The sequence below is a fragment of the Halopiger thermotolerans genome (genome assembly GCF_054654555.1).
Map to the genome: position 1 here is coordinate 1,773,425 of NZ_BAAIEU010000004.1, position 26,315 is coordinate 1,799,739.

Consider the following 26,315-nt stretch of genomic DNA (forward strand, 5'->3'; position numbering starts at 1 on the left):
GGATAGTCGGCCCGCGGCGCATCGCCGAACGCTCGAGAAACGTCGGATTAGCGCCGCCCGACGGCGTCGGGCGCCGAAGTAAACCCTTGTTACGGTCGGTCGCGTCGGGCGATCCCCGGCAAAGCCGTCGTTGATCGGAGAACTCGGCGGAACGGTCGGTCCGTTTATCCGGATATCGGCCGACCGCGAGGCCGTGAGTCACTCATGAGCGATACTCCGAACAAGCGACCGACCCGGGGTTCCGAATCGACAGACGGCCGTTCCTCGACCTCACGCCGCCGCATCCTGCAGGCGGCCGCGGCCGCCGGTGCGATCGGGATGAGCGGATCGGCCCTCGCCCAGTTCGACACTCAGTCGATCGAACTCGGCGGTCAGACGAGCGGCTGGGTGGGCGTGGCGCCCGAGGCGATCGCGGACGAGACGAACCCGACGCTGGAACTGCAGGAGGGGACCACGTACGAACTCACCTGGGAGAACCTCGACGGCGCGCCCCACAACTTCGTCATCGAGAGCGAGGACGGCGAGGAACTCGAGCGGACCGAGATCATGACCGCGGAGGGCGAGACCCAGACCCTCGAGTTCGAGGCGACGAGCGACATGGCGACGTACTTCTGCGAGCCCCACCGGCCGACGATGAACGGCGACATCTCGGTCAGTAGCGGGGGCGGTGGCGGGCAGGGGCAACAGGCCGCCCAACAGCCACAGGAGGGGTTCTTCCAGGCGGGAACCGAGATCGGCCTCCAGCCGGTCGCGGAGGGAATGACTGCACCGACGGACTTCGCCGCCGAGCCGGGCGGAGACCGCTACTTCGTCACGGATCAGACCGGCGAACTGTGGGCCGTCACCGGCGACGGACTGCTGGACGAGCCGCTCCTCGACATCAGCGACCGGATGGTCGAACTCGGGACCTTCCAGGGCCAGTACGCCGATCCGAACCAGGAGTACGACGAGCGGGGGCTGCTCGGCGTCGACCCCCACCCCGACTTCGCGGAGAACGGTCGCCTGTTCCTCCACTACAGCGCGCCGCCGAACGACGAGACGCCCGACGGCTGGAGCCACGTCGAAGTGGTCTCGGAGTTCCAGGCGTCGGACGACCTGAGCGAGATCGACCCGGACTCCGAGCAGGTCATCATGGAGTTCCAGAAGCCCCAGTACAACCACGACGCCGGGCCGATGGCGTTCGGCCCCGACGGCTACCTCTACGTGCCGATGGGCGACGGCGGCGGGGCGAACGACGACATGCTGGGGCACGTCGACGACTGGTACGACGAGAACGAGGGCGGCAACGGGCAGGACGTCGCCGAGAACCTGCTGGGGAGCATCCTCCGGATCGACGTCGACGCCGACGGCGAGGGCGACCGCCCGTACGGCATCCCCGACGACAATCCGCTCGCCGACGCCGACGACGCCCGGCCCGAACACTACGCGTGGGGCTTCCGGAACCCGTACGGGATCTCCTTCGACAGCGACGGTCGACTGTTCGTCGCCGACGTCGGGCAGGACCTCTTCGAGGAGGTCGACATCGTCGAATCGGGCGGCAACTACGGCTGGAACGTCAAAGAGGGAACCCACTGCTTCAGCACGGAGAACCCCGGCGATCCGCCCGAGGACTGTCCAGACTCGGCGCCCGACGAACCGCCCTACGACGGCCAGGAACTCCAGGACCCGATCGTCGAGTACCCCCACACCTATCAGGACCAGATCGTCGGCATCGCGATCGTCGGCGGTCACGTCTACGAGGCCGGGCAGGTCGACGGCCTCGAGGGGAAGTACATCTTCGGCGACTGGACGTCGGATCCGGCGCGGCAGTCGCCGCAGGGGACGCTGATCGCCGCGTCGGAGCCCCAGGGCGACGGCGGCGTCACCGGCGGAGACCAGCCGGGCAACGCGACCGCGGACAACGAGACCCTCGCGAACGAGAGCATCGAAGCGGGCGGCTTCGACGACGCGACGAACGGAACCGCCGACAACGCGACCGCGGATAACGAGAGCCTCGCAGACGAAAACATCGAGGCAGGCGGCTTCGACAACGCGACGAACGAGTCTGCCGGTAACGCGACCGCCGGTAACGAGACTGCCGCGGACGCCGGCCAGGAACAGGTCGTCCCGCGCGACGAGCTCTGGGAGATGGAAGAGCTCCAGGTCGCGGGCACCGACGACGGATCGTTCCCCTTCTTCGTCCGCCAGTTCGGCCAGGACGACGAGGGCAACGTGTACGTCCTCGCCAACCAGGTTGGCGTCCCCGAAGGCGACACGGGCGTGGTGTTTCGGATCGTGCCGCCCGGCGAGGGCGAGTCGCTGTCGCCGCCCGAGGACGTCGGCGACGGGCAGCAGGCGGATCAGCAAGCCGAGAACGCGACCGAAACGCAGGACGAGCCGATCAACGAAACCAGCAATGAGACCGAGACGACCGACATCGACGGCAACGAGACGGGGCTGAACGAAACCGACGGCAACGAGACGGAGCTGAACGAAACCGACGGGACCGTCGACTAGCGACTCGAGTCAGGTCAAGGGAGTCGACCGCTCGACTCCCGGCGATTTTCGTGGGGACGGGTGACGATACGATACGGGGCCGACCTTGATACCGACCGGCGACGAACGACCGGCCATGAGCGACAGCATCGCCACCGCGACGGTCGACGCGCAGGGAGCCGAGATTCCGAAGCTCGGGTTCGGCACCGCGCGGATGACCGGCGACGAGTGCCGTCGGGCCGTCGAGACCGCCCTCGAGGTCGGCTACCGCCACGTCGACACGGCGCAGATGTACGACAACGAACGGGCCGTCGGTGCGGCCATCGCGAACAGCGCCGTCGACCGGGAGGACGTCTTCGTCGTCACGAAGGTCCACCCCGACAACGCCGCCTTCGACGACGTCCTCGAGTCGACCCGCGCGAGCCTCGAGCGGCTCGGCCTGTCGACCGTCGATCTGCTCCTGTTGCACGCCCCCAGCGACCGGGCGCCGCTCGAGGACACCATCGACGCGATGAACGAACTGCAAGACGAGGGCGCCGTCGACCACGTCGGCGTCAGCAACTTCTCGGCCGACCGACTCGAGGACGCGATCGCCCTCTCGCGGACGCCGATCGTCGCGAACCAGGTGAAGTACCACCCCTACCACCACCGGGACGATCTCCTCGAGTACTGCGTCGAAAACGACGTCTGCCTCACGGCGTACAGCCCGCTCGCGGAGGGCGCGGTGCCGGGCGACGACCGGCTCGCGGAGATCGGCGCGGAGTACGGGAAATCCGCCGCGCAGGTCGCCCTGCGCTGGCTGCTCCAGCAGCCGTCCGTCGCCGCGATCCCCAAGGCGGCCAGCCGCGAGCACATCGAGGCGAACGCGGACGTGTTCGACTTCGAGCTCTCCGACGAGGAGATGGCGGCCGTCACCGAGGTCGGCGACGGCGTCTGGAATCGGCTGGCGGCTACACTGGGGCTGCGGTGACCGCTCGAGAAGACAGGGACGGGACGGGGACGTCCGCCGCTCAAGCGAGCGACGGTCGACGACCCGCCCCGCTCGCGACCGAGGTCGATCCCCTCGTTATTTGATACCGTTCCGCGAATACGTCGACACCGATGCAGTTCGATCACGCGGGCATCGCGACCGACGACGCGGCCGCGCTCGCCGACCGGTACGAGACCCTGTTCGGCCTCGAGATCGCCCACGAGGAGACGTTCGACGGTATGCGCGTCGTCTTCCTCGACTGCGGCGACGGGTATCTCGAACTCCTCGAGCCGCTCGAGGACGGAACGATCGCGCAGTACCTCGAGGACCACGGGCCGGGGATTCACCACCTCGCGCTCGCCACCGACGACATCGAGGGCGCGCTCGAGCGGGCGCGCGAGCACGACGTGCGACTCGTCGACGAGGAGCCCCGACCGGGCGCATGGGGACACTCGGTCGCCTTTCTTCACCCGGCCGATACGGGCGGCGTGCTGATCGAGTTCGTCGAGCACTGACTGGCGGCCGCGATCGCTGGCGTCGTCAGCGTCGCCGCGTTCGCCCTGGCCGGCGGGACAAGGGGATCACCCGAAGTTCTCGATCAGCGCCTCGTCGGAATCGCCGCCGGCCTCGTCGATGGCGTCGGCGACGAACGTGACGAACTCGTCGAACCCGAACGCGTAGAGTCGGCCGTCGTCGACGTGGGATTCGATCGCGGCCGCGAGCTCGTCGTTCGCGTCGTCGTCGACGACCGTGACCGCTGCGCCGTCGTCCTCGAGCGCCTCGAGGCGCTCGCGGTGGGCGGGCTCGTCGTCCTGATAGACGACGACCGCCTCGTGGCCCGCGTCGTGGGCCGCCTCGGCGATCGCGACGGCCGGACCGATGCCGGGCCCGCCCGCGATCGCGACGACGTCCTCGTCTCGCTCGTAGGTAATCCGCCCGAAGGGACCGTCGACGTGAACGGTCTCGCCGCCCTCGAGGCCGGCGAGCCACGGGGAGAGGTCGCCGTCGGGATCGACGCCGACCGTGATCTCGAACGTGTCGCCGACGGTCGGCGACGAGAGGGTGTAGTGGCGCTCGACGACCTCGTCCGCGCCGTCGGGCGCCGCTCGCAGCAGCACGAACTGGCCCGGCGACGCGTCGAACTCGTCGGGCGTCTCGAGGTCGATCGCGACGGTGTCCGGGCCGACTTCGCGTACTGATTCGACGGTGACTGGGGTCCCTTCCATGTCGAACCCGTTGGCCGGCCGATTGAAAAGGCGTTCCGATCGGTCGATTCGTCGGTTCTCGCGGCGATCGTACCCGTCGGACGGCGCGTCGCCTCGAGTCGGTCTCGCGCGATCGCGGCGCCGCGGCGGTCGATCTTCGCACCAGAAAAGATACCCGGAGCGTAGTAAAGATTCGGCGTCGTCGGCGGAGCTATCAGGGAGACTCAGGGTTATCCGGTATGGGTTTCAGAAGCCTTTTCATTTACTGGGGGCAAGGTGCTGCATAACATGGCTGAGGACCTCAACTGGGCGGTCGGAGGCGAGGCCGGAGACGGTATCGACTCCACCGGAAAAATCTTCGCTCAGGCCCTGTCCAGAGCCGGGCGACACGTGTTCACTTCGAAGGACTTCGCGTCGCGGATCCGCGGTGGCTACACCGCCTACAAGATCCGCACGTCGGTCGACCGCGTGCAGAGCGTCGTCGACCGACTCGACATTCTCGTCGCGCTGACACAGCGGACCATCGACGAGAATCTGGACGAACTCCACGAGGGGAGCGCTATCATCTACGACGGCGAACGCTCTTGGGAGGCCGATATCCCCGACGAGATGACGGCGGTCGACGTGCCGCTGAAGTCGCTGGCCGAGGACGCCGGCGGCGCGATCATGCGCAACATCGTCGCGCTCGGGGCCGCCTGCGAGATTACCAACTTCGACGTCGAGTACCTGGACGAAGCCCTCGAGAAGCGCTTCGGCGGCAAGGGCTCGAAGATCGTCGAGAACAACAAGGAGGCGGCCCGTCTCGGGCAGGAGTACGTCCAGGAGAACTACGATCTGGATCTCGACTACGACCTCGACACGACCGACGAGGACTACGTCCTCCTGAACGGGAACGAAGCGATCGGCATGGGTGCCCTCGCCGCCGGCTGTCGGTTCTACGCCGGCTACCCGATCACGCCCGCGACCTCCATCATGGAGTATCTGACCGGCCGGATCGAGGACTACGGCGGCCACGTCGTGCAGGCCGAGGACGAACTCTCGGCGATCAACATGGCGCTTGGCGCCGCACGCAGCGGCGCTCGAGCGATGACCGCGACCTCCGGCGCCGGAATCGACCTGATGACCGAAACCTTCGGCCTCGTCGCCCAGAGCGAGACGCCGCTCGTCATCACCGACGTGCAGCGCTCCGGTCCCTCGACCGGGATGCCGACGAAACAGGAGCAGGGCGACCTCAACATGGCGCTGTACGGTGGCCACGGCGAAATCCCGCGGTTCGTCGTCACGCCCACGTCGATCGACGAGTGTTTCTGGAAGACCGTCGAGGCCTTTAACCTCGCAGAGAAGTACCAGATTCCGGTCTTCCTGGTGTCCGACCTCGCGATGTCGGTGACCGAGCAGACCTTCGACCCCGAGACCTTCGACATGGACGAGGTCGAGATCGACCGCGGCAAACTCGTCGACGAGGACGAGGTCGACGAGTGGCTCGACGCCCAGGGCCGGTTCCGCGCTCACGCCGTCACCGACGACGGCGTCAGCCCGCGCGCGATCCCCGGCACGACCGACGGCGCTCACATGTCCACCGGCCTCGAGCACGACGAACTCGGTCGCCGAACCGAGGACCAGGACGAGCGCGTCCAGCAGGTCGACAAGCGCTACCGAAAGGTCGAGACCGCCGAGGAGCAGGAAGAGTGGGACTACCGCGAGTTCGGCGATCCCGACGCCGACAACCTCGTCATCTCCTGGGGGTCGAACGAAGGCGCACTGCGAGAGGCGCTGTCCTACCTCGAGGAGGACGGCATCGATCTGCGCGTGATCTCGGTGCCGTACATCTTCCCCCGTCCGGACCTGAGCGAGGAGATCGAGGCCGCCGACGAGGTGATTGTCGTCGAGTGTAACGCGACGGGACAGTTCGCCGACCTGCTCGAACACGACGCACTTACCCGCCTCAAGCGCATTAACAAGTACACCGGCGTCCGCTTCAAGGCGGACGAACTCGCCGAACAGATCACCGAGAAACTCTCCGCGGAGGTGCCTGCACAATAATGAGCTCCGACGTCCGATTCACCGACTTCAAATCCGACAAGCAACCTACCTGGTGTCCCGGCTGCGGCGACTTCGGGACGATGAACGGCATGATGAAAGCCCTCGCCGAGACCGGCAACGACCCCGACAACACGTTCGTGGTCGCCGGGATCGGCTGTTCCGGCAAGATCGGGACCTACATGCACAGCTACGCCCTTCACGGGGTTCACGGCCGTGCGCTCCCGGTCGGCCAGGGCGTCAAGATGGCCCGCCCTGACATCGAAGTGATGGTCGCCGGCGGGGACGGCGACGGCTACTCGATCGGTGCCGGCCACTTCGTCCACGCCGTCCGCCGGAACGTCGACATGACCTACGTCGTCATGGACAACCGCATCTACGGGCTGACGAAGGGCCAGGCCTCGCCGACCTCGCGGTCGGACTTCGAGACCTCGACGACCCCCGAAGGGCCCAAGCAGCCGCCGGTCAACCCGCTCGCGCTCGCGCTCGCCTCCGGCGCCTCCTTCATCGCCCAGTCCTTTAGCTCGGACGCGCTGCGCCACCAGGAGATCGTCCAGGAGGCCATCGAGCACGACGGCTTCGGCTTCGTCAACGTCTTCAGCCCCTGCGTCACGTTCAACGACGTCGACACCTACGACTACTTCCGCGACAACCTCGTCGACCTGCAGGAAGACGAGGACCACGACCCCAACGACTACGAGGCCGCCAAGGAGGTCATCCTCGACAGCGACAAGGAGTACCAGGGCGTGATGTACAAGGACGAGAACTCGGTGCCGTACCACGAGAAACACGGCGTCACCGAGGACATGTCCGAGATTCCGGACGGCGCGCCCGAGGACGCGATGGACCTCGTCCGCGAGTTCTACTGATCGGCGCCGTTCGCGGTCCCGTTTTTCGTCGGTTACGTCGGTTCGCGTTTCGATTTCGACGTGCTCTATCGAGAGCGGCGAGTCCGGTCGCTGTCCGTACTCGAGTACACGGGTCGATCGGAGCAAGAACGCGACAGCGATGCGTCGATGCCGAGTCGTCGAGCGCCTCGATTTAGACCGGGTGTTCGACCGACTCCATCAGCACCTCGACGTTCGCCGACTCCTCGGCGAACGGTTTCGGGTGGCTCCCGACGAGGATCAGCAGGTCCCCCTCGTGGGAAAACGACGTCAGCGAGATTTCGACCTCGACCGTGCGGCCGTTGAACTCGGTTTCGCCCGAGAAGACGTCGACCTCGCGCCCGTCGCCCAGGATATCGAGGCCGAACGACTCCTCGTGGCTGACGTTCCCGACCGAACTGAAGTCGTCGCCGGCGCGGTTCATCACCTCCTCGAGCAGCTCCTCGTTGCTCATGCCCTCGATGGGGTTGAACGACCGGCCGGCGACTTCGATCGCGGGAATCGAGACGGCCGCGAAGACGCTCGCGTCGATCGTCTCGCCCTGGAGATCGCGCGCCTTCGAGTACAGCGAGAGCCACATCGAGGCGCTCACGTCGCGCTCGACGTTGCCGACCTGAACCGTCTCGTCGATCGACTGCTCTTCGACTCGCGTTTCCTCGTAGCCGGTCTCCTCGAGCGCCGCGTCGGTCGGCGCCGCCCGGTCCGCCTGGAACTCGAGCGGGCCGTTGCCGAGGACGACGTCGAGACAGCCGGCGGTCAGTGCGATGGTCCCCGTCGTGCCCGCGGCGAGTAGCGAACGGCGAGTGGTAGGCATGCTCGAGTAGTTCGACAGGAACCGTATATTAGTTGCGGCTCGTGTGATTTCGTAGTCAACACTGTTTCTATCGGCTGATTATCACGATCGGAGAACGGTCGTCGATCCGGACGCGGGGCGAATACAGCGAGTGTCACCGGTCGGGACGTGGGACGAACACAGCAAGCGTTATCGGGATCGACTGCGCGCGTGTAGCATATGACGGAGTTCTCACAGCGGGTCGAACAGGTGTCGATCAGCGGCATCCGAGAGGTGTTCGAGGCCGCGGGCGACGACGCGATCAACCTCGGGCTGGGCCAGCCCGACTTCCCGACGCCCACCCACGCACGGCGCGGGGCGATCGAGGCCATCGAGAACGGGCTGACCGACGCCTACACCTCCAACAAGGGCACCGAAAGCCTCCGAGAGGCCATCGCGGCGAAGTACGACCGCGACTACGGCCTCGAGATCGATCCCGCCGACGTCATCGCCACCGCGGGCGGCAGCGAGGCCTTGCACATCGCGCTCGAGGCGCACGTCGATCCCGGCGAGGAGGTCATCTTCCCCGATCCGGGCTTCGTCTCTTACGACGCGCTGACGAAGCTCGCGGGCGGGACGCCGAAGCCGGTGGGGCTGCGCGAGGATCTGACGCTCGATCCCGCGACGGTCGAGGAGAACATTACCGAGGACACGGCCGCGTTCGTGGTTAACAGCCCCGCCAACCCCACCGGCGCGGTCCAGAGCGAGGAAGACATGCGCGAGTTCGCCCGCATCGCCGACGAGCACGACGTGCTCTGTCTCTCCGACGAGGTCTACGAGAAGATCGTCTTCGAGGGCGAGCACCGCTCGCCGATGGAGTTCGCCGAGACGGACAACGTGGTCGTCGTCAGCGCCTGCTCGAAGACCTACTCGATGACCGGCTGGCGGCTGGGCTGGGTCGTCGCCTCGAACCGCCGCATCGAACGGATGCTGCGGGTCCACCAGTACGGGCAGGCCTGCGCCTCCGCACCGGCCCAGTACGCCGCCGAGGCCGCGCTGACCGGCCCGCAAGAGCCCGTCGCGGAGATGGTGGAGGCCTTCGAAGAGCGGCGCGACGTCGTCCTCGACGGCCTCGAGGACGCCGGCCTCGAGGTGCCGACGCCGGAGGGTGCCTTCTACGCGATGCCGAAGGTCCCCGAGGGGTGGGTCGACGAGGTGCTCGACCGCGGCGTGGTCGTCGTCCCCGGCGACGCCTTCGGCGAGCACGGCGAAGGGTACGCGCGGCTGTCGTACGCGACCGGCATGGACGAGCTGAAGGAGGCCCTCGAGATCATGGCCGACGCGACGCGGGCGGTGCGGTAGCTGCCGAGCGATTCCCCGAGCTCGAGCACGGAGTCCCCGATAGTGCCGCACACGGGAGGGGCGTCCTCGGCTCGTCCCTCGCGCGGTCGAGACGGCTAACTGCTCCGCGCGCCGAAACTGGATCCGAAACCGATCGGTCGCGGGTGCGCTGCCGGAGAACGTACGTTTATTCCCGTTCCGGACGTGTTCGAAACCGTCATGCGAGCCGTACGCCTCCGCGAACACGGCGGTCCCGACGTACTGCAGGTCGAAGAAATCGATCGCCCCGAGCCCGACGACGACGAACTCCTCGTCGAGGTCGCCGCGGCGGGGGTCAACCCCGTCGACACCTACTTCCGGGACGGCTCGTACGAACCGGTCGACGTGCCGTTCACGCCCGGCGTCGACCTCGCCGGCACCGTCGCGGAAACGGGCGACGCGGTCGAGGAGTTCGCCGAAGGCGATCGCGTCTACGGCACCGGTATCGGCAACGGCTCCTATCAGGGCGCGTACGCCGAGTACGCGACGGTCCCGACGGACCGCGTCGTCGCGCTCCCCGACGGCGCTGACCTCGCGGAAGCCGGCGCGGCGGGCGTCGTCGCCGTCACCGCCTGGCGCGCGCTGATCGACCACGCCGACCTCGAGCCCGCCGAGCACTGTCTGATCCACGGCGGCTCCGGCGGCGTCGGCCACGCGGCCGTCCAGATCGCGGACGCGGTCAGCGCCCGCGTCGTCACCACCGCCGCCGAGGAGTACCACGACGACCTCGAGGCGATGGGCGCCGACACCGTGCTGGACTACGGTCGCGACGACCTCGCCGACGCCGTCCTCGAGGCCAGCGACGGCGGCGTCGACGCCGTGCTGGACCACCGGCTGGACGACTACCTCCAGTTCGACGCGGACGTGGCCGCGACCGGCTGTCGGGTCGTCGGCATCGGCGAGAACAGCCCCGATCCGGGCTTTACGAACGACGGCGCCGCCCGTTCGAAGGACGTCAGCTACCAGTTCATGAGCATGTTCAACACGCCGGATCTCCGGGTGCCGCTACGCGGCGTCGCCCACCTCATGGACGCCGGCCGGCTTGCGATCGAACTCGACGAGCGGTACGACCTCGAGGAGGCGGCCGAGGCCCAGCGGGCCGTCATGGAGGATAGCGTCTTCGGGAAGCTCGTGCTCGAGCCCTGACGCCTGACGACCCGTCGACTCACTGATCCGCGAGGATCTCGTCGCAACACCGGCGGGCCGCCGCGAGGTGCTCGTCGACCGCCTCGTCGCCGGTGTCGCCGACTTCGGAAAGCAGTTCGCGTACTTTCGCGACGCGGTCGCGGGTCGTCTCCGCGTCGAGGTCGTTCGTCGCGACGTCGCGAGCGACGGCTTCCGCCTCGCCGATCCAGCGACTCGCGGTCCGGTCGAGCGGCAGTTCGGCCGTCGCCTCGAGGTGGTCGTGAAGTCGTCGCGTTCGGTCGTTCAGTCGGTCGCGGGGCTGGTCGTCGGACACGCTCGCGAGTACGGCCTCGAGCGCCGTGAGCGTTCGTACGACGCGGCCAAACGTTGATACGCGACGTGGTCGACGTACGCATATGACGCAGGACTGCTCGTTCCTCGAGGAACTCCCGCTCGAGGACGATCAGGTTTCGTTCGCCGAGAGCCGGCGCGAGGACCGCGCCGCCGACTGGGGGTCGGAACAGCGCGGCCGGGAGGTGCTGCCCGACGCCGTCGTCTGGCCCGAAAGCACGGCAGACGTGTCGACTATCCTCGAGGCGGCGACCGAGCGCGACGTGCCGGTCACGCCCTACGCCGCGGGGACGAGCCTCGAGGGCAACGCCGTGCCGGCCCACGGCGGGATCAGCCTCGATCTGACGCGGATGGACGACGTCGTCGACTACCGGCCCGAGGACTTCCAGATCGACGTCGGGCCGGGGATCATCGGCAGCGAGGTCGATGAGCGCGTCGCGCGAGACGGCCTGATGTTCCCCCCACTGCCGTCCTCGGGCGACATCTCCACGATCGGCGGGATGATCGCGACCGACGCCAGCGGGATGCAGACCGTCCGCTACGGCGAGGTCGCCGACTGGGTCCTGGGACTGGAGGCCGTCCTCGCCGACGGGACTGTCATTCAAACGGGCTCGCGGGCGGCCAAGACCTCGAGCGGCTACAACCTCACCGACCTGCTGGTCGGCAGCGAGGGCACGCTGGCCGTCGTGACGGAAGCGACGCTGGAACTCGCCGGTCGTCCCCACCAGATCCGCGGGGGGCGCGCAGTCTTCGAGACGCTCGAGGACGCCACCGCAGCCATCGCCGAGGCCGTCCGGACGGAGGTCGCCGTTGCGCGGATCGAGTTGCTCGACGAACTGAGCGTCCGGATGACCAACGACTACCTCGATACCGGGCTGCCGGACGCGCCGACGGTCTTCCTCGAGTTCCATGCCAACCACGGCATTGAGGAGGAGATTGCCCTCTGTAGAACGATCTTCGAGGACCACAACGCCGTCCGGTTCGAGATCAGCGCGGACGACGCCGAGATGGACGAGCTCTGGGAGGCGCGCCGGGAGATCGCCTTCGCGGTCGAGAACTACCGGCCCGAACTGCACACCTTGCATCCCGGCGACGTGACGGTGCCGATCAGCGCCTACCCCGAGATGGTCCGCGAAGCGAAGCGCCTCGCCGAGGAACAGGACTTGCTGGCGCCCTGCTACGGCCACGCGGGCGACGGCAACCTCCACCACAACGTGCTGGTCGATCCGGACGACCCGGAGATGGTCGAGCGCGGCGAGGAAGTCTACCGGCGGACCGTCGAGACCGCCATCGAACTCGGCGGCACGGTCACCGGCGAACACGGCATCGGCGAGGGGAAACGACAGTTCCTCGAGGACGAGCACGGCGCGGGCGCGGTCGACGCGATGCGACGCATCAAGCGGGCGCTCGATCCGACGGACACGCTGAATCCGGGGAAGATATTTCCGGAAACGGCCGACGGGGAACGGGTTCGAGACAGCTCGGACGACCGCACGTGACCGTTTCGCGATTCAATCGTGGACGAGCACGTCGAGCACGTCGACCCCCTCGCTCGAGAGGGCGTCCTCAAGCGCGCCTTCGATTTCGTCGGGCTCCTCCACGAGTCGGCCGCGGGCGCCGTGGCTCTCGGCGTTTTTCGGGATGTCGACGGGCGGCTCGAAGTCCATGCCGACGAACTCGTGGTCGTCCTCGTCGCCGCCTAGGAGTTTCATCGTGTTGTCCTTCAGGATGCGGTAGTTGCGGTTGTCGGGGATGACGACGGTCAGATCGAGGTCCTCGCGGACCGCGCTGTAGATCGAGTTGGGGTAGTACAGGTAGGAGCCGTCGCCGATGAAACAGATCACGTTCCGCGGGTCGTCGCGGTGCTCCTCGGCGATCGCTGCGCCGACCGACGCGGGCAGGCCGTAGCCGAGGCCGCCGCCTTTGTTCGAGACGAACTGTTCGGGCGCGAAGTCCCAGCGAGTCATGACGGGGTACTTCGAGGTGACGCTCTCGTCGACGACGTAGGCGTCCTCGGCGACCGATCGCATCGTATCGATCAGTTCGGCCTTCGAGGCGCGGGGATCGTCGGTCTGTTCCCCCTCGCCGATGTCAGCTAATTGGTCCTCGATCGCGGCCTTGCGCTCGTGGACGGCCTCGAGGCGTTGTTCTACGGTTCCGTCGTCGATCTTCGGTCGGACGCGTTCGATGAGGTCCTGCAACACGAGTGCGGTGTCACCGACGACGGCCGCGTCGGCGGGCTGGTTCTTGCCGACTTCCCACGGGTCGTCGCTGACGTCGACGATGGTCGCGTCGAGATCGACCAGCGGTTCCTCGTGGCGAGTTAGCGTCGTGTTCGTCGACGTGCCGACGAACAGGATCGAGTCGGCGGAAAGCAGTTCCGCCGCGCGCGCCTCGTCCGGCGGGACGTAGGAGACCCACTGGTCGTGATCGGTCGCGAAGTCGATCTCGCTGGCGTGGATCTCGCCGTGGACGCGGGCGCCGATCGACTCCGCGAGTTCGACCGCTGCGGCGACGGCCTCGTCGCCCGACCGGGCCACGTGGTCGCCGACGATCATCGCGACGTCCTCGTCGTCGGCGTCGGTCAGGAGGTCGGCGGCCCGCTCTAGTTGCGCCGGATCGCCGCCTCCGGCGTTCGGAATCCCGCCCAGTCGCTCGGGCTCGGCGTCGGTCTCGGCCATCATCACGTCCAGCGGGAGCCCGAGGAAGACGGGGCCGGTCGGCGGCGTCAGCGCGACGCGGACGGCGCGCCGGAGCATCGTCGGCAGCGCCTCGACGTTCAGCACCTCGGCGGACCACTTGCAGAACTGGTCGGCCATGTCGACGAGGTCGCCGGCCAGCGCGGGCTCCTCGTGGCGGAAGTCGGTGCTGTGGTTCCCTGCGGTGACGACGACCGGTGCACCCGCGCGTTTGGCCGCGTAGAGGTTCCCGAGTCCGTGGGCCAGCCCGGGCGCGACGTGGAGGTTCGCGATCCCGACGGGGTTGACCGAGTCGTCGTGGTGGGCGTGGTAGCGGCGGGTCTGGGCGTAGCCGCCGGCCATCCCGACCGCGACGTCCTCGTGGAGCCCGAGCACGTACTCGAGGTCGCTGTCGCCGATCGCGTCGAGGACCGGCAGTTCGGTCGTCCCGGGGTTGCCGAAGACGTACTCGACGCCGTAGGACTCGAGGGCGTCGACGAAGAGGTCTGCACCGGTGTAGCCGTCGTCGGAATCAGTTGACATACGTCCCCATCACCGACCCAGCCAATCAAATGGTGGGCCGGCCGTCGAAGGGTGAGACGGCCGGCCCGCACCGAATGCCGGCCCGGGTATTATGTATCAGTTCGTTGTCGCTCGAGACATGGCCCTCGCCAGAGACGGAACCGGGGCCGGCGCGACGGCGCGAGCCTTCTGGTCGCAGGTCCACCCCGTGTTCATGACGCCGCCGCTGGCCGCCTCGCTGTTCGGTGCGATCCTCGCCGGCGACGTCGCGCCGGCGCCCGCGGCGATCCACGTCGTCGCGATGTTCGCGGCGGTCTACACCGCGCACGTCAAGGACGGCTACGTCGACTTCTACGTCCGCGGCGAGGACGACGATCATCCGCTGACAGAGCGCGGGTGTCGCGTCGCGCTCGCGCTGTCGACGGCGACGTTCGCGCTGTGTTGCGCGGCGTTGTTCGCGGTCGTGAACTGGGTCGCGGTCGCGCTGACGGTGCCGACGTGGCTGATCGCCTACCACCACGCGCCCCAACTCGACACGAATCCGGTCACCGCCACGACGGGCTACCCGCTGGGGATCGCGCTCTCGCTTCTCGGGGGATTCTACGTCCAGACCGCAGCGTTTGCGGCGGTCCCGCTCGGTTTCGCCGTCGTCTTCCTCGTCCTGCTGTCGGGGATCAAGGTGATCGACGACGCCCAGGACTACGACTACGACCGGTCGATCGAGAAGCGAACCGTCGCCGTCGCCGTCGGGCCGACCCGCGCCTACGACCTCGCGTACGGCCTCATGGCCACCGCGTTGCTGGTCGTGGTCGCCTTCGCCGTCGCTCGAGTCTTTCCACCGACCGCGGTTCTCGCTGCGCTTGCGTTCGCGGCGGTCGCGGTCGTCGCCCGCCGAGCCGAACCGGAACTCGCCACGATGTTGCTCATCCGCGGCTCGTACGTCTTCCTCGCTGTCCTCGTCACCGCAGTTCGGTTCGAGCCCCTAGCGACGCTCTGGTGACGACGCAGGATCTCACCACCCCACCTGAAGGACCGTACGATTCGGCTCTGGTCCTTCAGGAATGAGCGAGAATTCGGGATGAAATTCTACAACAGACTTTTAGCCAACTTCGTCGAACAGAGGGTATGGGGACGACCGAACGTAATCAGTCACGAAATAGAGGGGAGACGGCCAGCTCACAGTACGATTGGGAGACGACTACGCCGAGTCAGGCTATCGTCGAGGCAGTCGCGGCCATCGAAGAAACGACCCCGGTCGCGCTTGCATGCGAGACTGGCATGACGTTGTACGATTACGTCGATCCGGAAGCGCTCGATGCACTCATCGGCGCCGACCGGACCGAATCCGTCGAGGTCACGTTCGATATCGATCACCTCCGCGTCACGGTCGCGAGCAGTGGCCGACTCGCGATCGACGTCGGCGATCAGTAACCCGTCGCGACGAGTCGACCGTTCCGGTAGCTCGAGTTCGTCGGCCAGTTCGCGGAGTCGTTCGGCGGCTTCATCGCGCTCGAGTTTCTCGGCGGAGACTGTTTCCACCATAGCCAGCCGTACTACGAACCGCCGAAAAAGCGGTTTTCCTAACGATAATATCGGTTCTGAACAGTCAGCAACGCGTATTCATTGGTTGACCGGCGGCCCGCCGTAGTCACCGACGAAGTCATGGCACACCCCATCACACCGAGCGAAGTCTGAAGGACGAGCGCTCGAGAGGACACCCGCATGGAACTCGTCGAAGCCACCGACGACGATCTCGAGGCGCTCGTCGACCGCTGGTACGACCTCGCGAACGCGATGGTGGCGTATTCCGAACTGAACAAACTCGACGTGGACGCAACCGACGAGCGCATCGAAGACGCCTTCCGCGATCACCTCGAGGACGAGGATATCTCCGACTACCTCGTCGTTCACGAGGGTGAGACGATCGGTTTCGTCACACTCCGCAAGGGCCGTCACCCGTCCCGAAAGTACTCGCAGTATCTCCGAATCGTGAACCTCGCGATCGACGAAGACTACCGAAATCGGGGCCACGGGACCGCGGTCCTCGAGCGCGTGAAAGAACTGGCCCGCGAGCGGGGCTGTGACCACCTCAAGGTCTCCTGTGAGTGGCACAACGAGGGCGCGCGGCGGTTCTATCGTGACGCGGATTTTCGACCGAAGCAGGTCGACTACGCGCAGTCGCTCGAGTAAGGTGGACGCGGTGTAGCGGTAGCCAGTCCGGACTCAGCGATCGGTGTCGACCGAAACGACGGACAGCGTCTCGTCAAGAATTCCGGTTAGCGCGTCGCCATCGACGGACACCGTCACCGCAAGCCGATCGCTCGAGTTCGAGCGGTCGGTTACGTCGACGTCGTAGAACACCGATGCCCACACCGGCCGCCGGCGGATGTCGATGTCGCGGTCGTGGTAGAACGCGACGACCGCCGGATGCGTGAGAAGCGGAAAGACCGCCGGAACGTCCGCACTCGCGCCACATCGGTCGCACTGTGTCGAGAAGTGCGGAAACGCCGGGTCGAGCGCGTCCGCGGTCATCCGCTCGTCGGCCCACTGGAGCGGGCCGTGACACACCGGACAGAGCCCTTCGCAGGCCAGTTCCAGGTCCCTGTGCGTCGTGATCGTGAGCACCTCCACGGCATCGGCCAGCCCCCGCTCCTCGACGGTTTGCCGGGCCACCGCGTTCCGGAAGCCGTGATCGTTCGCGCACGAAACCGTCAGCATCCCGTTCGCGTAGCGCGCGGTCAGCGGTTCCGTACAGACCGGACAGTCGTCGGCGAGTCGTGTCGGTCCCAGCGGCTCGCCCGCGTCGTAATCCCCGGCCAGCGCCGCCGCAACCACCTGCAACCCGGGTGCGGTTATCCGATACCCCTCGTCGGTCCGCTGCACGAATCGGCCGCGAAGCTGCTCGAGGTGGTAGTTGAAGTTCCCCGAATCGCGCAGTCCGACCCGACGACGGAGTTCCGCGAATCCGATCGGCTCGCCCCCGGTTTTCAACCGTTCGACGAGCACCTCGAGTACGCGCAGTCGCGTCGGATGGGCCAGAATCTCGAATCCGGACTCGTCGAGTGGCTGGTCGTCCATCGTCCGTTGTGCCGTCTGTCTCGTGCCAAACGTATCAATCCGATTGGTGTAATCAGTTGCTGGAACGATATATCAGCCGGCGGGCCGTTGGTTGGTCCATGTCGCTACGGCAATCACTCGAGCGGGACGGAACGGACCCATCGGGCGACGAGACGCCGACTGCGCTGACGGCGGGCAGAATCGCAGCGGTGGTACTCAGCATCGCGGGGAGTCTGGTAGCGGCCGGGTCCCTCCCGGAGACGGTTCGGATTCACTGGACGCTCGGCGCCGGGCCGTACTACGGTCCGGAGTACGCGCCGACGGCGCTGGTGGTGTTCGGATTCCCGACGCTCGTCGTCGCCCTCGCGGTCGGCGCGCAGCGACTCGGGGTTCGACTCCGAAAGACCGGCGCACTCGAGCGGTTCGCGCCGTACTATACGTTGCTCGCACTAACCGCGCTCCTCCTCGTTCTCGTCGTCCAAGCGATCGTCCTGGGAGCGAATGTGTGACTGCGGGGACGGAGCCGGTTCTTAAGAACCGTGGGTGATGGCGAAGACGTTTCTCAGGGGCGGTAGAGACGCACACTGATGGCGTTCCCCGAGATAGAGTCGGCCGTTTTTTCGGCCGTCGTCAAGTAGTGCTCACGATCTTGATTTCCGCTGATCAGTCCACACAGTGTACACAACTTATAAATTCCATTTCAGTCTGCCCAGATTTTGCGATCACTACAGATACGAACATTAGTCTCTGCCGTATTCTTCGTCACAGTACGGATCATATTTCCGACCACAATTGTCACAGACATAGAATTGTATCCGCCATCCCGGCGTCGTATATCGGGCTGAGTACGTCTCACGCTTTCCACAGCGAGGACAGATAGTCGGTGGAGACGATTCCATTATTGAAAACAACTGAATGAACCGCGATAGGTATGTTCTTTGTGCTGATTACTGCATCCAACCAAAGCGCAAGAGGAGTTGTATTTATTCCGAAAACGTCAATTCGTACTCACGATCTTGATCACGTCGCCCTCCTCGAGTTCGTAGTCCTCCCCCACTTCCCGATTCGACTTGGCGTTGACCGCGTGGAGGTAGCCGTCGCCGATGTCGGAGTGGACGGCGTAGGCCAGATCGACCGGCGTCGAACCGTCGGGCAGCAGGTGGGCGTCGGGCAGCACGTTCCCGCTCCCGTCGGACCACTTCGCCGCGTCCTCGACCGGGTAGGCCGTGATGTGCTCGAGCAGGTCGTAGACGGCGTGGTTGAGCGCGCCCTGAACGCCCGTGCCGCCCCACTCGGCCATCGTCTCCCGGAGGTCCTCGAGGGCCTCGCGCTGGGCGTCGCTGACGTCGTCGCCGATCTCGACCGTCTCGTCGCCGGGGTCGTAGTCGACGAGGCCGTTGTCGGCGGCCCGGCGGAGGGCGAGTTCGCCCTCTGCCGTGGTCGGAATTACGGGTTTGTCGAGCTCGAGCAGCCGCTCGACGTTCTCCTCGGGGGCGACGTCGATCTTGTTCGCGGCGACGACGATCGGCTTCGTGCGCTCGCGGACCAAGCGCGCGAGTTCCTCGCGGTGCTCGTCCTCCCACTGGATCGGGTCCTCGGGGTAGTCCAGTTCCCGCAGGACCGTCGCGATCTGCTTCGGCGAGGCGCCGAAGCCCGAGAGCATGTCCGCCAGGGCGTCGTCGATGTCGAAATCGGGCGAGCGGGACTTGCGCTCGACGGACTCCCAGTTGCGGTCGACGATGCCGGCCAGCCACAGGTCCATCTCCTCCTCGATGAAGTCGATGTCCTCGAGCGGATCGTGCTCGCCGATGTCGACGGGTTCGCCCTTTGCGTTGGTGCCGCCGGAGGCGTCGACGACGTTGACGATCACGTCCGCGTTGGTCAGTTCGTCGAGGAACTGATTGCCCAGGCCCTTCCCCTCGTGAGCGCCGGGAACGAGGCCGGCCACGTCGAGCAGTTCGATCGGAACGTAGCGCTTGCCGTCCTCGCAGTTGTCGGCGTTACAGCGCTCGTCGCGCTCGAGGCAGGGACACTCCGTCCGGACGTAGCTCACGCCGCGGTTGGCGTCGATCGTCGTGAAGGGGTAGTTGGCGACGTCGACGTCGGCCATCGTCGCCGCGGTGTAGAACGTGGACTTGCCGGCGTTGGGCTTTCCGGCAAGCGCGATCGAGAGCATGCCGTTCCGTAGCACCGTGGCTTCAAATTGTCTTTCGATTCGGGGGTCTCCGAGGGGGTTGCCCGCCGACGGTGCCCGCAGACCTTCGACTGAAGGGATCACGGCTTTCCACGCGACGACGCCACTTCCAGACATGCAGTACGACGACTTCATCGGCGAAGTCCAGCACCGCGCGCAGCTCGACTCCCGCGAGGCCGCCCTGAGCATCTCTCGCGCGACCCTGACGACTCTCGCCGAGCGCCTCGAGCCCGGCGAAGCCGACGACCTCGGCGCGCAACTGCCAGACGAACTGGGCCGATTCCTCGAGGAGAACGACGAAGCCGACGTATTCGACTTCGACGAGTTCGTCGACCGCGTCGCCGACCGTCAGGAGGTCGGCGGGGACGACCCGGCCGACGCCGCGTTCCACGCGCAGACCGTGATTGACGTCGTCGAGGAGGCGGTTACCGAGGGCGAACTCGAGGACATCAGGCTGCAGCTGCCCGAGGACGAGGGGTACGAGACGCTGTTCGAGATCGCCGACGCGGCGGAGAGTCCGGCGCCGGACTCCCAGGACTGACTCGGCCGTTCTCCCGCCTTCTTTTTCGAGCGCTACAGTTCGACCGCCATCATCACCTCGTCGACGTAGTCGCCGTCGATCTTGTAGTGGTCCTCCCGGACGGCTTCGGTCTCCCAGTCGTGGGCCTCGAGGAACGCGATCGCGTCCTCGTTGGTCGCGGGCACGCTCTGGTAGACCTTCTCGTAGCCGTTGGCGCCGGCCCACTCCAGCCCTCGCTCGAGGAGGTGGGAGCCGATGCCGCGGCCGCGGTAGGCCTCGAGGACGCCGACGGTCAGTTCGGCGGTGTGGCTCAGCTTGTCCAGTTCCGGCGCGTGGAGGTGGACCCAGCCGACCACCTCGTCCTCGACGGTCGCGACGAAGAACATCCGCGACTCGAGGTCGTTGTGCCGGAGCAGCGCCTCCTCGTGGTCGATCTCGTCGGCGACGGTCTCGGCCTCGATGTAGGTCTTCTCCGCGGCGACCTCGCGGATCGCGCCGACGATCCCCGTCAGATCACCCTGGCGCGCCGGCCGGATGTGAAACTCGAGGTCGTCGGCGACGTACTCCTCCTCGGCGCCGGCGTCGATCGCGACCTGCAGGGCCCCCGCTCGCTCCTCGAGGCGCCCGTCGCGCTTGAGGATCGCGACGTGGTGTTTGAACCGACCCGGTTCGATCGCGAGTCGCTCGCGAGCCTCGTCGGCGTCGACGGCGCCGCGTCGCTCGACGAACTCGTAGATCGTCCGCCGGTCGGCGTGCTCGAACTCGAGGGCGTTTTTGGATGCCATGTTCTAGCACACCACGGATTCCTATTTAATGGTTGGAGCCCGACGGCCGACCGCCGTTCGGCTCGGGTACGAGGGTCGACTTAATACGGCAATCCGTACAGCCCGTCGAACTTGCACGGGGAGGTCGACGGATCGAATGCGCGGTGGCTCCGACGGGAACGGGTACCCGTCGAGCCGGTTCGCGCACGCTATGATCGGGATGGATTCGGCTCCGACTGTGGTGATTGCTGGGTTCGCGCTCGCCCTCTCGGCCGCGATCGGGCTGGTCGCCCACGAATCAGCCCACGCGCTGGTCCTTCGCCTCGCCCGCGTCGAGTACACCGTCGTCTTCTTTCCGGGCCAGAACGGTGTGCTCGGCCGGCTGGCCGGCTGCCCGTGGGCCGTCGTCCGGCCGACGCCGACCGGCCGGGAACCGGCGTGGGTGCTCCGCTTCGCGGCGCTCGCCCCGGCGCTGCTGGCCCTCCCTGTCCTCGCAGCCGGCCTGACCACGGACCTCACCGCCGAGACGCCCATAGCATCGGCGATCGCGATCGGTTGGCTCGCCTGCTCGATCCCCAGCCCGCAGGACTTTTCGGTTGCGTTCTACGCCCACCGACTCCTCGCCGATGCGAGAGACGCGAGTGGCGCGACGAACGCGGCGGCGTCCCTCTCCCGTGCCGACTGACGGTCGCCGGGGAGTACTGCTCCACGCTCCGCGGTCTCGTTTCTTGGTTCGGTGGCCGATCGTGCCCTAAAATCCAGAACAGAGGTACATATCCACCATCTCATTCCGTCGAGACTGTCGGACACAGCGGACCACAGCCGGGCCGGTAGGGCCGTCGAACCGTCTCGAGTCGCCCTCGCAGCGTTCGGGAGTCAGGGATCGATCGCGAGCGGCGTCAGGCGATCCGAGAGTTCGGCGCTGATGAGCGCGGCGTGGCTCCGTCGCAGCCGTTCCGAAAGCGCCTGGTGGGAGATTCCGAGTTCGGCGGCCAGTTCCTCGAGGGTCACCTGTCGGGGCACGTCGAAGTACCCCAGTTCGTGGGCCTTCGAGATCGTCTCGTACTGGATCTCGGTCAGCGGCGTGCGGACGCGATCGAGGTCCTCCGTCCCGCTGACGCGGGTTACCTCGACGCGGTACTCGTACTGCTCGAACAGTCGGTGCGCCGTCGAGACCGATTCGCGGTCGTGATACAACAACTGGAGCGCCCACCGGCCGTCCCGGCCGTTGGCCGAGAGGATCGCCCCGTCGTTGTCCGATACGATCTCCTCGAACAGTTTCAGGCGCTCGCCGAACTCGAGTCGGAACAGCCACCGGTCGCGGTCGGGGTCGGCGTCGCCGCTGACGTCACCGTCGGTTTCGGCACCGTCGCCGTCCGACCCGGAACTGCCGGTCAGGTCAGCGACGACGTCCACCGATGGATCCGCCTCAAGGGCCGCCGCGACGGTTCGTCGATCCGGCCCCGAGACGCGAACGAGCGGCGGTCCGTCGCCGATCATGCCCCCGATCTGGCACTCGAACGTCGGTACCCGATTGAACGTCCGGGCGAGTCCGAGGCGATCAGCCGGAACCTCGAGTTCGACGACCGTCGTCATCACCGGAACCCACCACGAAGACGTATAGGCGCGTTGGGTTTCCGGTAGCCTTTCCCGCCATCCAATTGCGATGAGAGTTCGCCTGTCTGTACGTTCCGGAAGAACGACTGGTAATCGAAATCGAAAGACGATGCACGGCGAATCACAATGGCTGAGTGTCAGTCGTCGGAACGCGCGAGATACGACCGAAACTCGAGCGAACCCCCGAGAGGGCGCCCGTAGCCGGATCGTGTCGGCCAGTACAGGCGTTCGGTTTAACCGAATCCGAAGCGAAGCGGCAGTGATGGATATTCCCACTGACCGGCTCCTCATCATGGTCGTCGTCGTCACCGGGTTCGCCGTTCTGTTCGCCGGGTGGGCCGGCGGACTCGTCGAGGCCGAAGCCGTCGGGATAAACGAACTCGGACTACAGATCGGACTCGCCGTCGTCTTCGTCGCGGTGATCGCCGGCATCTGGTACCAGTTCAGTCGCATCGATGACGAGCGATCCAAGCGCTAATCTCCTCGCCTCCGCTTCGAAACCGCGTTCTCACCGACCGAGCGTATCGCCGCAGGGCACTCGATTCGCGCCGACCGACCTTGCAATTCTCCCCCACACGCTTATTCGGGGTTCACCTGTGTATCCGGACATGCGCCGCAGAACTCGGGCGGGACCGACGGGAGTCTTCCGACGATCGATCTCCCGGGAACTGACCGATCTCGAGGACGAACTCGAGGAAACGAAACAACGCGTCGTCCAACTGGAAAACACGCTCCGGGGCGTCGTCCGGGACGCGAACGACATCTCGGTCGGCGGCCCCTGCTCGTGCGGCAAGAGTTTGCTCCTCATTCGACAACACGTGATCTACTGTCCGCAGTGCGAGTACAAGCGGACGATCTAATCGGATCGAAGGACGATCGAGCGAACGCGGCCGCCGGAGGCCGCTCGTGCCGGGCGGATATTTTTGGGCGTCACGGACCTCGAATGCGTATGGCAACCCGACCCCCGATCGAGTGCCCCATCTGCCACGACGACCTCCCGCGCGATCTGCGCCTCGAGGACCATCTGGTCGGATCGCACTCGAAACGGAAACTGGCGAAGTTCGTCGTGTGTGAAATGGAGGCGCTTCGCGAGGGCGACATCGCGGAATAGCACGTTCGACGCCGGTTACCGTCGGACGTCGATGGCCCCGGGTCGGCCTCCGATCACCGAGGTGCTACCGGCCCGTCCGCGCCCGGTCGGACCTCGAGACCCCGATAGCCGCGCAGGACGGCAAGTCGGATGGACTCCCGCTAGTGGCGTTCGATACGAACACGGGCCATCGCGCGCCGGATTTCGATCGTCATCACGCATCGCCATCACCGGTCTGGATGTCGAGCGTCAGCGTGCGATCGGCGCGCCGTTCCTCGAACTCCTCGCGCTCGCCGGCCGTGTAGTAGTGTCGACGAATCGTCTCGGGACGGGCGTTGACCCGCTTCGCGACGGTCTCGATCTCGAGGCCGCGGAGCAGCTGCCAGGTGATCGAACCCGTGCGGATCGCGTGGGGGCTCCGCGAGGAAGGACACTTGCTCGCGTGATTCCGGCGGGTGTACTCACAGGTCTCCCGGTCGTCGCCGTGGGGACACGCAACGGCACGACACGGCTGCGTACCGCGGTAGGACCACGCCCGAAACGTCGTCGGCGAGGGCCGCCCCTGCCTGCCGCAGAACAGGGGCTTGCGCCCCTCGTCGTCGCGCTTGTCGCGGCGCTCACGGGCGACGTACGCGCGAAGCGCCCGCGCGACGGGTTTCGAGACGCCGACGACGCGCTCACCGTCGCCCTTGTTCTTCAGCAGCGTCGGCGGCCGGTGGCGAAACTCGAGGGTCCGCCGGTCGGGGTCGAAGTCCCGCAGGTCGAGGGCGCGGATTCCGCTCAGACGCGCGCCGACGTGCCAGGCGACCTCGAGGAAGGCGTGTTCCGGCCGACCGAACAGGGCGGACGACGATCGGAACGTCGACAGCAGCGTCTCGGCGTGGTCGGCCGCGAGTCGGACGTCGCTCGATTCTTCCTCTCGGCTGAGGGTCGGTACGTGCACCTTCTCGGGGAGCGTCTCGTCGACGACGTCGATCGCCGCGCAGTACTCGAGCAACTGCTTCAGCGCGGTCAGTTCCCCGTTCAGCGTCGCCGGCGCGATGTCGGCCGCCTCCCGCGCCGCGCGGTACTCGTCGAGGTCCCAGCCCGAGAGGTCGTTCATCGATTCGATCCCCTCCGCTTCGGCCCAGCGGACGAACCGCGTTAGCCGGTTCCGGTAGCTTCGGACCGTGTTCGCGGTGTTTTCCTGCCTGCGACGGGCCAGGAATCGGTCGCGGGCTGCCCGGGGCGAGAGGTCGCGACCGCTCATGGGCGCCCGACACCTCCGCCTAAATCGTCTAAATCGGTTGCAGTGACGAACATATCGGACAGAACGATCGAGCGGGATATATCGCTACAGCGGCAGTGGCCGGAACGAAGGGAAACGCGGCCAACCGCGGCAAACCGTCCTCGATCGATCCTGTACTCGGTGGCCGGAAGGTGGCCGGAAAACGGCCGGTACTCAGTAGGGCTGCTGAAGCACGACACGCGGAGCCAACCGGATGGCGATCGGACGGCATCGTCGCCCGCAACCGACGAGCGGAATCGAAAACGGTCTGCGTTCAGGGCTCCGGAACGAAGTACGTCTTCCCGGGTCCCGACCCGGTCGACTCGAGCAGCCCGTACTTGTCCTCGAGCGTCGCGAGGTACCGCCGGCGGGTCCGGTTCGATTTCGGCGTCCCGGCGCGTTCCTCGTAGGTCGCGTGGAGTTCGGTCGCGCCGATCTCGCCGGCGTCGGCGACGATGTCGTACAGTAGCCGTTTGTGCGTCCCGAGAGCGTCGATCCGATCCTGCTGGAGATCCCGCTGAGCCTTGTCGTGGACCGCGTCGACGTCCGCGAGTTCGATCCGCGAGCGATCCGTCCGCGCGACGCGGCGCGTGGCCTTCTCGAGGAGCTTGATCGCCTCGCGCGCGTCGCCCGCAGCGAGGTCGGCGATGTGCTCGACGACCGGCTCGTCGATCACGCCGGGTCGCAGCCCCGCGTCGATTCTGGCCAGCAGGATGTCGACGACCTCCTCGTGGGTGTACTTCCGGAGCCGGAGCGTCTCGGCGCTCGAGAACCGGGACTTGACGCGGCCGTTCAGCCGGTGGGTGGCGAAGAAGTCGTCCTCGTCGATCGTGATCCCGACGATCGTCACGTTCGGCAGGTCGCCAAGCCCCAGCAGGAGCGTCTCGTCCTCCAAGACGTCGACCTCGTCGATGATCGCGACGACGTGGTCGTCCGTCGCGCGGAAGGCGTCGATGAACGCGCTGGCGCCGGTTCCGTCCCGCGGCAGGTGGTTGCCGATTCCCGAGTCCTGCGCGAGCCCGTGGAGGACGTCGGTCTTCGCGGAGCCGGACATGCAGTTCCAGTAGGCCCGACGGACGCCGAACGACTCCTGGCGGAGCTTGCGGACGACGTACTTCGCGAGGGTGGTCTTCCCCGACCCCGCGGGCCCGAAGACGAGGCAGTGGTCCCCGCCGACCCCGTCCGTGATCGGCTCCAGCGCCGCCGCCAGCTGGCTGATCTGGCCGTCACGGTGCTCGAGGTCCTGTGGCACGTAGGTCGTCGCGAGGGCTCGAGCGTCCGTGATCATACGCTATCACTCGCCGTGACGCTATTAATTACTGATGGTAGTTCGGGTCACGAATCCGACGGCGAGTGTCGCGGTCGGCGTTGCGTTAGCAGTAGCCTCCCGAGTTCGGTCGC

At 66.7% G+C, this 26,315-nt stretch carries 27 protein-coding genes; 17 read left to right on the forward strand and 10 right to left on the reverse strand.

Going from position 1 to position 26,315, the window contains the following annotated elements; all coding sequences use genetic code 11:
* Positions 1-204 precede the first annotated feature (204 nt).
* The 3 genes from ACYQ26_RS16705 to mce all read left to right on the forward strand — a co-directional run bounded on the left by ACYQ26_RS16705 (position 205) and on the right by mce (position 3,960).
* Entirely contained in the window at positions 205-2,496 is a 2,292-nt protein-coding gene (locus tag ACYQ26_RS16705; RefSeq protein WP_459810016.1) for a PQQ-dependent sugar dehydrogenase, read from the forward strand.
* A 115-nt stretch (positions 2,497-2,611) separates the two neighbouring features.
* Positions 2,612-3,445 carry an aldo/keto reductase gene (locus ACYQ26_RS16710; RefSeq protein ID WP_459810017.1) on the forward strand — a complete coding sequence of 278 codons (834 nt, stop codon included), beginning with the start codon at positions 2,612-2,614 and terminating at the stop codon, positions 3,443-3,445.
* 131 nt (positions 3,446-3,576) lie between these two features.
* Positions 3,577-3,960 carry a methylmalonyl-CoA epimerase gene (gene mce, locus ACYQ26_RS16715; RefSeq protein ID WP_459810018.1) on the forward strand — a complete coding sequence of 128 codons (384 nt, stop codon included), beginning with the start codon at positions 3,577-3,579 and terminating at the stop codon, positions 3,958-3,960.
* Between the two features lie 66 nt (positions 3,961-4,026).
* Here the strand turns inward: mce and ACYQ26_RS16720 are convergent, their stop codons facing one another.
* Positions 4,027-4,671 (reverse strand): FAD-dependent oxidoreductase, encoded by a 645-nt coding sequence (locus ACYQ26_RS16720; protein ID WP_459810019.1) that lies wholly within the window; start codon positions 4,669-4,671, stop codon positions 4,027-4,029.
* A 267-nt stretch (positions 4,672-4,938) separates the two neighbouring features.
* On the opposite strand from ACYQ26_RS16720, the gene ACYQ26_RS16725 reads away from it, so the two are divergent.
* The gene (locus ACYQ26_RS16725; protein WP_459810020.1) at positions 4,939-6,693 is read left to right on the forward strand and encodes a 2-oxoacid:acceptor oxidoreductase subunit alpha; all 1,755 of its coding nucleotides are present in this window, start codon (positions 4,939-4,941) and stop codon (positions 6,691-6,693) included.
* A complete protein-coding gene (locus ACYQ26_RS16730; protein ID WP_459810021.1) occupies positions 6,693-7,559 on the forward strand; it encodes a 2-oxoacid:ferredoxin oxidoreductase subunit beta in 867 nt (288 codons plus the stop codon). The genes ACYQ26_RS16725 and ACYQ26_RS16730 overlap by 1 nt, the downstream gene beginning before the upstream one ends.
* 172 nt (positions 7,560-7,731) lie before the next feature.
* Here the strand turns inward: ACYQ26_RS16730 and ACYQ26_RS16735 are convergent, their stop codons facing one another.
* Complete coding sequence (locus ACYQ26_RS16735) at positions 7,732-8,391, reverse strand: DUF6517 family protein (protein ID WP_459810022.1); 660 nt, start codon at positions 8,389-8,391, stop codon at positions 7,732-7,734.
* A gap of 198 nt (positions 8,392-8,589) precedes the next feature.
* On the opposite strand from ACYQ26_RS16735, the gene ACYQ26_RS16740 reads away from it, so the two are divergent.
* Both ACYQ26_RS16740 and ACYQ26_RS16745 read left to right on the forward strand, forming a co-directional pair.
* Entirely contained in the window at positions 8,590-9,711 is a 1,122-nt protein-coding gene (locus ACYQ26_RS16740; protein ID WP_459810023.1) for a pyridoxal phosphate-dependent aminotransferase, read from the forward strand.
* Between the two features lie 198 nt (positions 9,712-9,909).
* Complete coding sequence (locus ACYQ26_RS16745) at positions 9,910-10,875, forward strand: NADPH:quinone reductase (protein ID WP_459810024.1); 966 nt, start codon at positions 9,910-9,912, stop codon at positions 10,873-10,875.
* A 19-nt stretch (positions 10,876-10,894) separates the two neighbouring features.
* Here the strand turns inward: ACYQ26_RS16745 and ACYQ26_RS16750 are convergent, their stop codons facing one another.
* Complete coding sequence (locus ACYQ26_RS16750) at positions 10,895-11,188, reverse strand: DUF8152 family protein (RefSeq protein ID WP_459810025.1); 294 nt, start codon at positions 11,186-11,188, stop codon at positions 10,895-10,897.
* An 82-nt stretch (positions 11,189-11,270) separates the two neighbouring features.
* Here ACYQ26_RS16750 and ACYQ26_RS16755 point away from each other — a divergent pair, with 82 nt between their 5' ends.
* Positions 11,271-12,704, forward strand: a complete 1,434-nt coding sequence (locus tag ACYQ26_RS16755; protein ID WP_459810026.1) for an FAD-binding oxidoreductase — start codon at positions 11,271-11,273, stop codon at positions 12,702-12,704.
* Between the two features lie 12 nt (positions 12,705-12,716).
* Here ACYQ26_RS16755 and ACYQ26_RS16760 read toward each other — a convergent pair whose 3' ends face one another.
* Positions 12,717-14,426 carry a thiamine pyrophosphate-binding protein gene (locus ACYQ26_RS16760; RefSeq protein WP_459810027.1) on the reverse strand — a complete coding sequence of 570 codons (1,710 nt, stop codon included), beginning with the start codon at positions 14,424-14,426 and terminating at the stop codon, positions 12,717-12,719.
* A 118-nt stretch (positions 14,427-14,544) separates the two neighbouring features.
* On the opposite strand from ACYQ26_RS16760, the gene ACYQ26_RS16765 reads away from it, so the two are divergent.
* The 3 genes from ACYQ26_RS16765 to ACYQ26_RS16775 all read left to right on the forward strand — a co-directional run bounded on the left by ACYQ26_RS16765 (position 14,545) and on the right by ACYQ26_RS16775 (position 16,595).
* Positions 14,545-15,405: a UbiA family prenyltransferase gene (locus ACYQ26_RS16765; protein WP_459810028.1), complete on the forward strand. Its 861-nt coding sequence runs from the start codon at positions 14,545-14,547 to the stop codon at positions 15,403-15,405.
* A 125-nt stretch (positions 15,406-15,530) separates the two neighbouring features.
* Positions 15,531-15,836, forward strand: coding sequence for a HalOD1 output domain-containing protein (locus ACYQ26_RS16770; RefSeq protein ID WP_459810029.1), 306 nt, complete (start codon positions 15,531-15,533; stop codon positions 15,834-15,836).
* Between the two features lie 291 nt (positions 15,837-16,127).
* Positions 16,128-16,595, forward strand: coding sequence for a GNAT family N-acetyltransferase (locus tag ACYQ26_RS16775; protein WP_459810030.1), 468 nt, complete (start codon positions 16,128-16,130; stop codon positions 16,593-16,595).
* A gap of 33 nt (positions 16,596-16,628) precedes the next feature.
* On the opposite strand, the gene ACYQ26_RS16780 is transcribed toward ACYQ26_RS16775, so the two are convergent.
* The gene (locus ACYQ26_RS16780) at positions 16,629-17,483 is read right to left on the reverse strand and encodes an ArsR/SmtB family transcription factor (protein ID WP_459810031.1); all 855 of its coding nucleotides are present in this window, start codon (positions 17,481-17,483) and stop codon (positions 16,629-16,631) included.
* A 98-nt stretch (positions 17,484-17,581) separates the two neighbouring features.
* Here ACYQ26_RS16780 and ACYQ26_RS16785 point away from each other — a divergent pair, with 98 nt between their 5' ends.
* Entirely contained in the window at positions 17,582-17,971 is a 390-nt protein-coding gene (locus ACYQ26_RS16785) for a hypothetical protein (protein WP_459810032.1), read from the forward strand.
* Positions 17,972-18,459: 488 nt separating this feature from the next.
* On the opposite strand, the gene ACYQ26_RS16790 is transcribed toward ACYQ26_RS16785, so the two are convergent.
* Complete coding sequence (locus ACYQ26_RS16790) at positions 18,460-19,638, reverse strand: redox-regulated ATPase YchF (protein WP_459810033.1); 1,179 nt, start codon at positions 19,636-19,638, stop codon at positions 18,460-18,462.
* 133 nt (positions 19,639-19,771) lie between these two features.
* On the opposite strand from ACYQ26_RS16790, the gene ACYQ26_RS16795 reads away from it, so the two are divergent.
* A complete protein-coding gene (locus ACYQ26_RS16795; protein WP_459810034.1) occupies positions 19,772-20,197 on the forward strand; it encodes a DUF2267 domain-containing protein in 426 nt (141 codons plus the stop codon).
* Positions 20,198-20,229: 32 nt separating this feature from the next.
* On the opposite strand, the gene ACYQ26_RS16800 is transcribed toward ACYQ26_RS16795, so the two are convergent.
* Positions 20,230-20,961 (reverse strand): GNAT family N-acetyltransferase, encoded by a 732-nt coding sequence (locus tag ACYQ26_RS16800; protein WP_459810035.1) that lies wholly within the window; start codon positions 20,959-20,961, stop codon positions 20,230-20,232.
* Positions 20,962-21,151: 190 nt separating this feature from the next.
* On the opposite strand from ACYQ26_RS16800, the gene ACYQ26_RS16805 reads away from it, so the two are divergent.
* Positions 21,152-21,625 carry a hypothetical protein gene (locus tag ACYQ26_RS16805; RefSeq protein WP_459810036.1) on the forward strand — a complete coding sequence of 158 codons (474 nt, stop codon included), beginning with the start codon at positions 21,152-21,154 and terminating at the stop codon, positions 21,623-21,625.
* A 191-nt stretch (positions 21,626-21,816) separates the two neighbouring features.
* Here ACYQ26_RS16805 and ACYQ26_RS16810 read toward each other — a convergent pair whose 3' ends face one another.
* On the reverse strand, positions 21,817-22,536 hold the full coding sequence (locus ACYQ26_RS16810; RefSeq protein WP_459810037.1) for a helix-turn-helix domain-containing protein: 720 nt from the start codon (positions 22,534-22,536) through the stop codon (positions 21,817-21,819).
* A 283-nt stretch (positions 22,537-22,819) separates the two neighbouring features.
* Here ACYQ26_RS16810 and ACYQ26_RS16815 point away from each other — a divergent pair, with 283 nt between their 5' ends.
* The 3 genes from ACYQ26_RS16815 (at position 22,820) to ACYQ26_RS16825 (ending at position 23,668) form a co-directional block, all read left to right on the forward strand.
* Positions 22,820-23,035 carry a hypothetical protein gene (locus ACYQ26_RS16815; RefSeq protein ID WP_459810038.1) on the forward strand — a complete coding sequence of 72 codons (216 nt, stop codon included), beginning with the start codon at positions 22,820-22,822 and terminating at the stop codon, positions 23,033-23,035.
* Between the two features lie 130 nt (positions 23,036-23,165).
* Entirely contained in the window at positions 23,166-23,417 is a 252-nt protein-coding gene (locus ACYQ26_RS16820; protein WP_459810039.1) for a hypothetical protein, read from the forward strand.
* Positions 23,418-23,506: 89 nt separating this feature from the next.
* The gene (locus ACYQ26_RS16825; RefSeq protein WP_459810040.1) at positions 23,507-23,668 is read left to right on the forward strand and encodes a hypothetical protein; all 162 of its coding nucleotides are present in this window, start codon (positions 23,507-23,509) and stop codon (positions 23,666-23,668) included.
* 193 nt (positions 23,669-23,861) lie between these two features.
* Here ACYQ26_RS16825 and ACYQ26_RS16830 read toward each other — a convergent pair whose 3' ends face one another.
* Positions 23,862-24,896 carry a tyrosine-type recombinase/integrase gene (locus tag ACYQ26_RS16830; RefSeq protein ID WP_459810041.1) on the reverse strand — a complete coding sequence of 345 codons (1,035 nt, stop codon included), beginning with the start codon at positions 24,894-24,896 and terminating at the stop codon, positions 23,862-23,864.
* Between the two features lie 292 nt (positions 24,897-25,188).
* Positions 25,189-26,202, reverse strand: coding sequence for a Cdc6/Cdc18 family protein (locus ACYQ26_RS16835; RefSeq protein ID WP_459810042.1), 1,014 nt, complete (start codon positions 26,200-26,202; stop codon positions 25,189-25,191).
* Between the last annotated feature and the right edge of the window lie 113 nt (positions 26,203-26,315).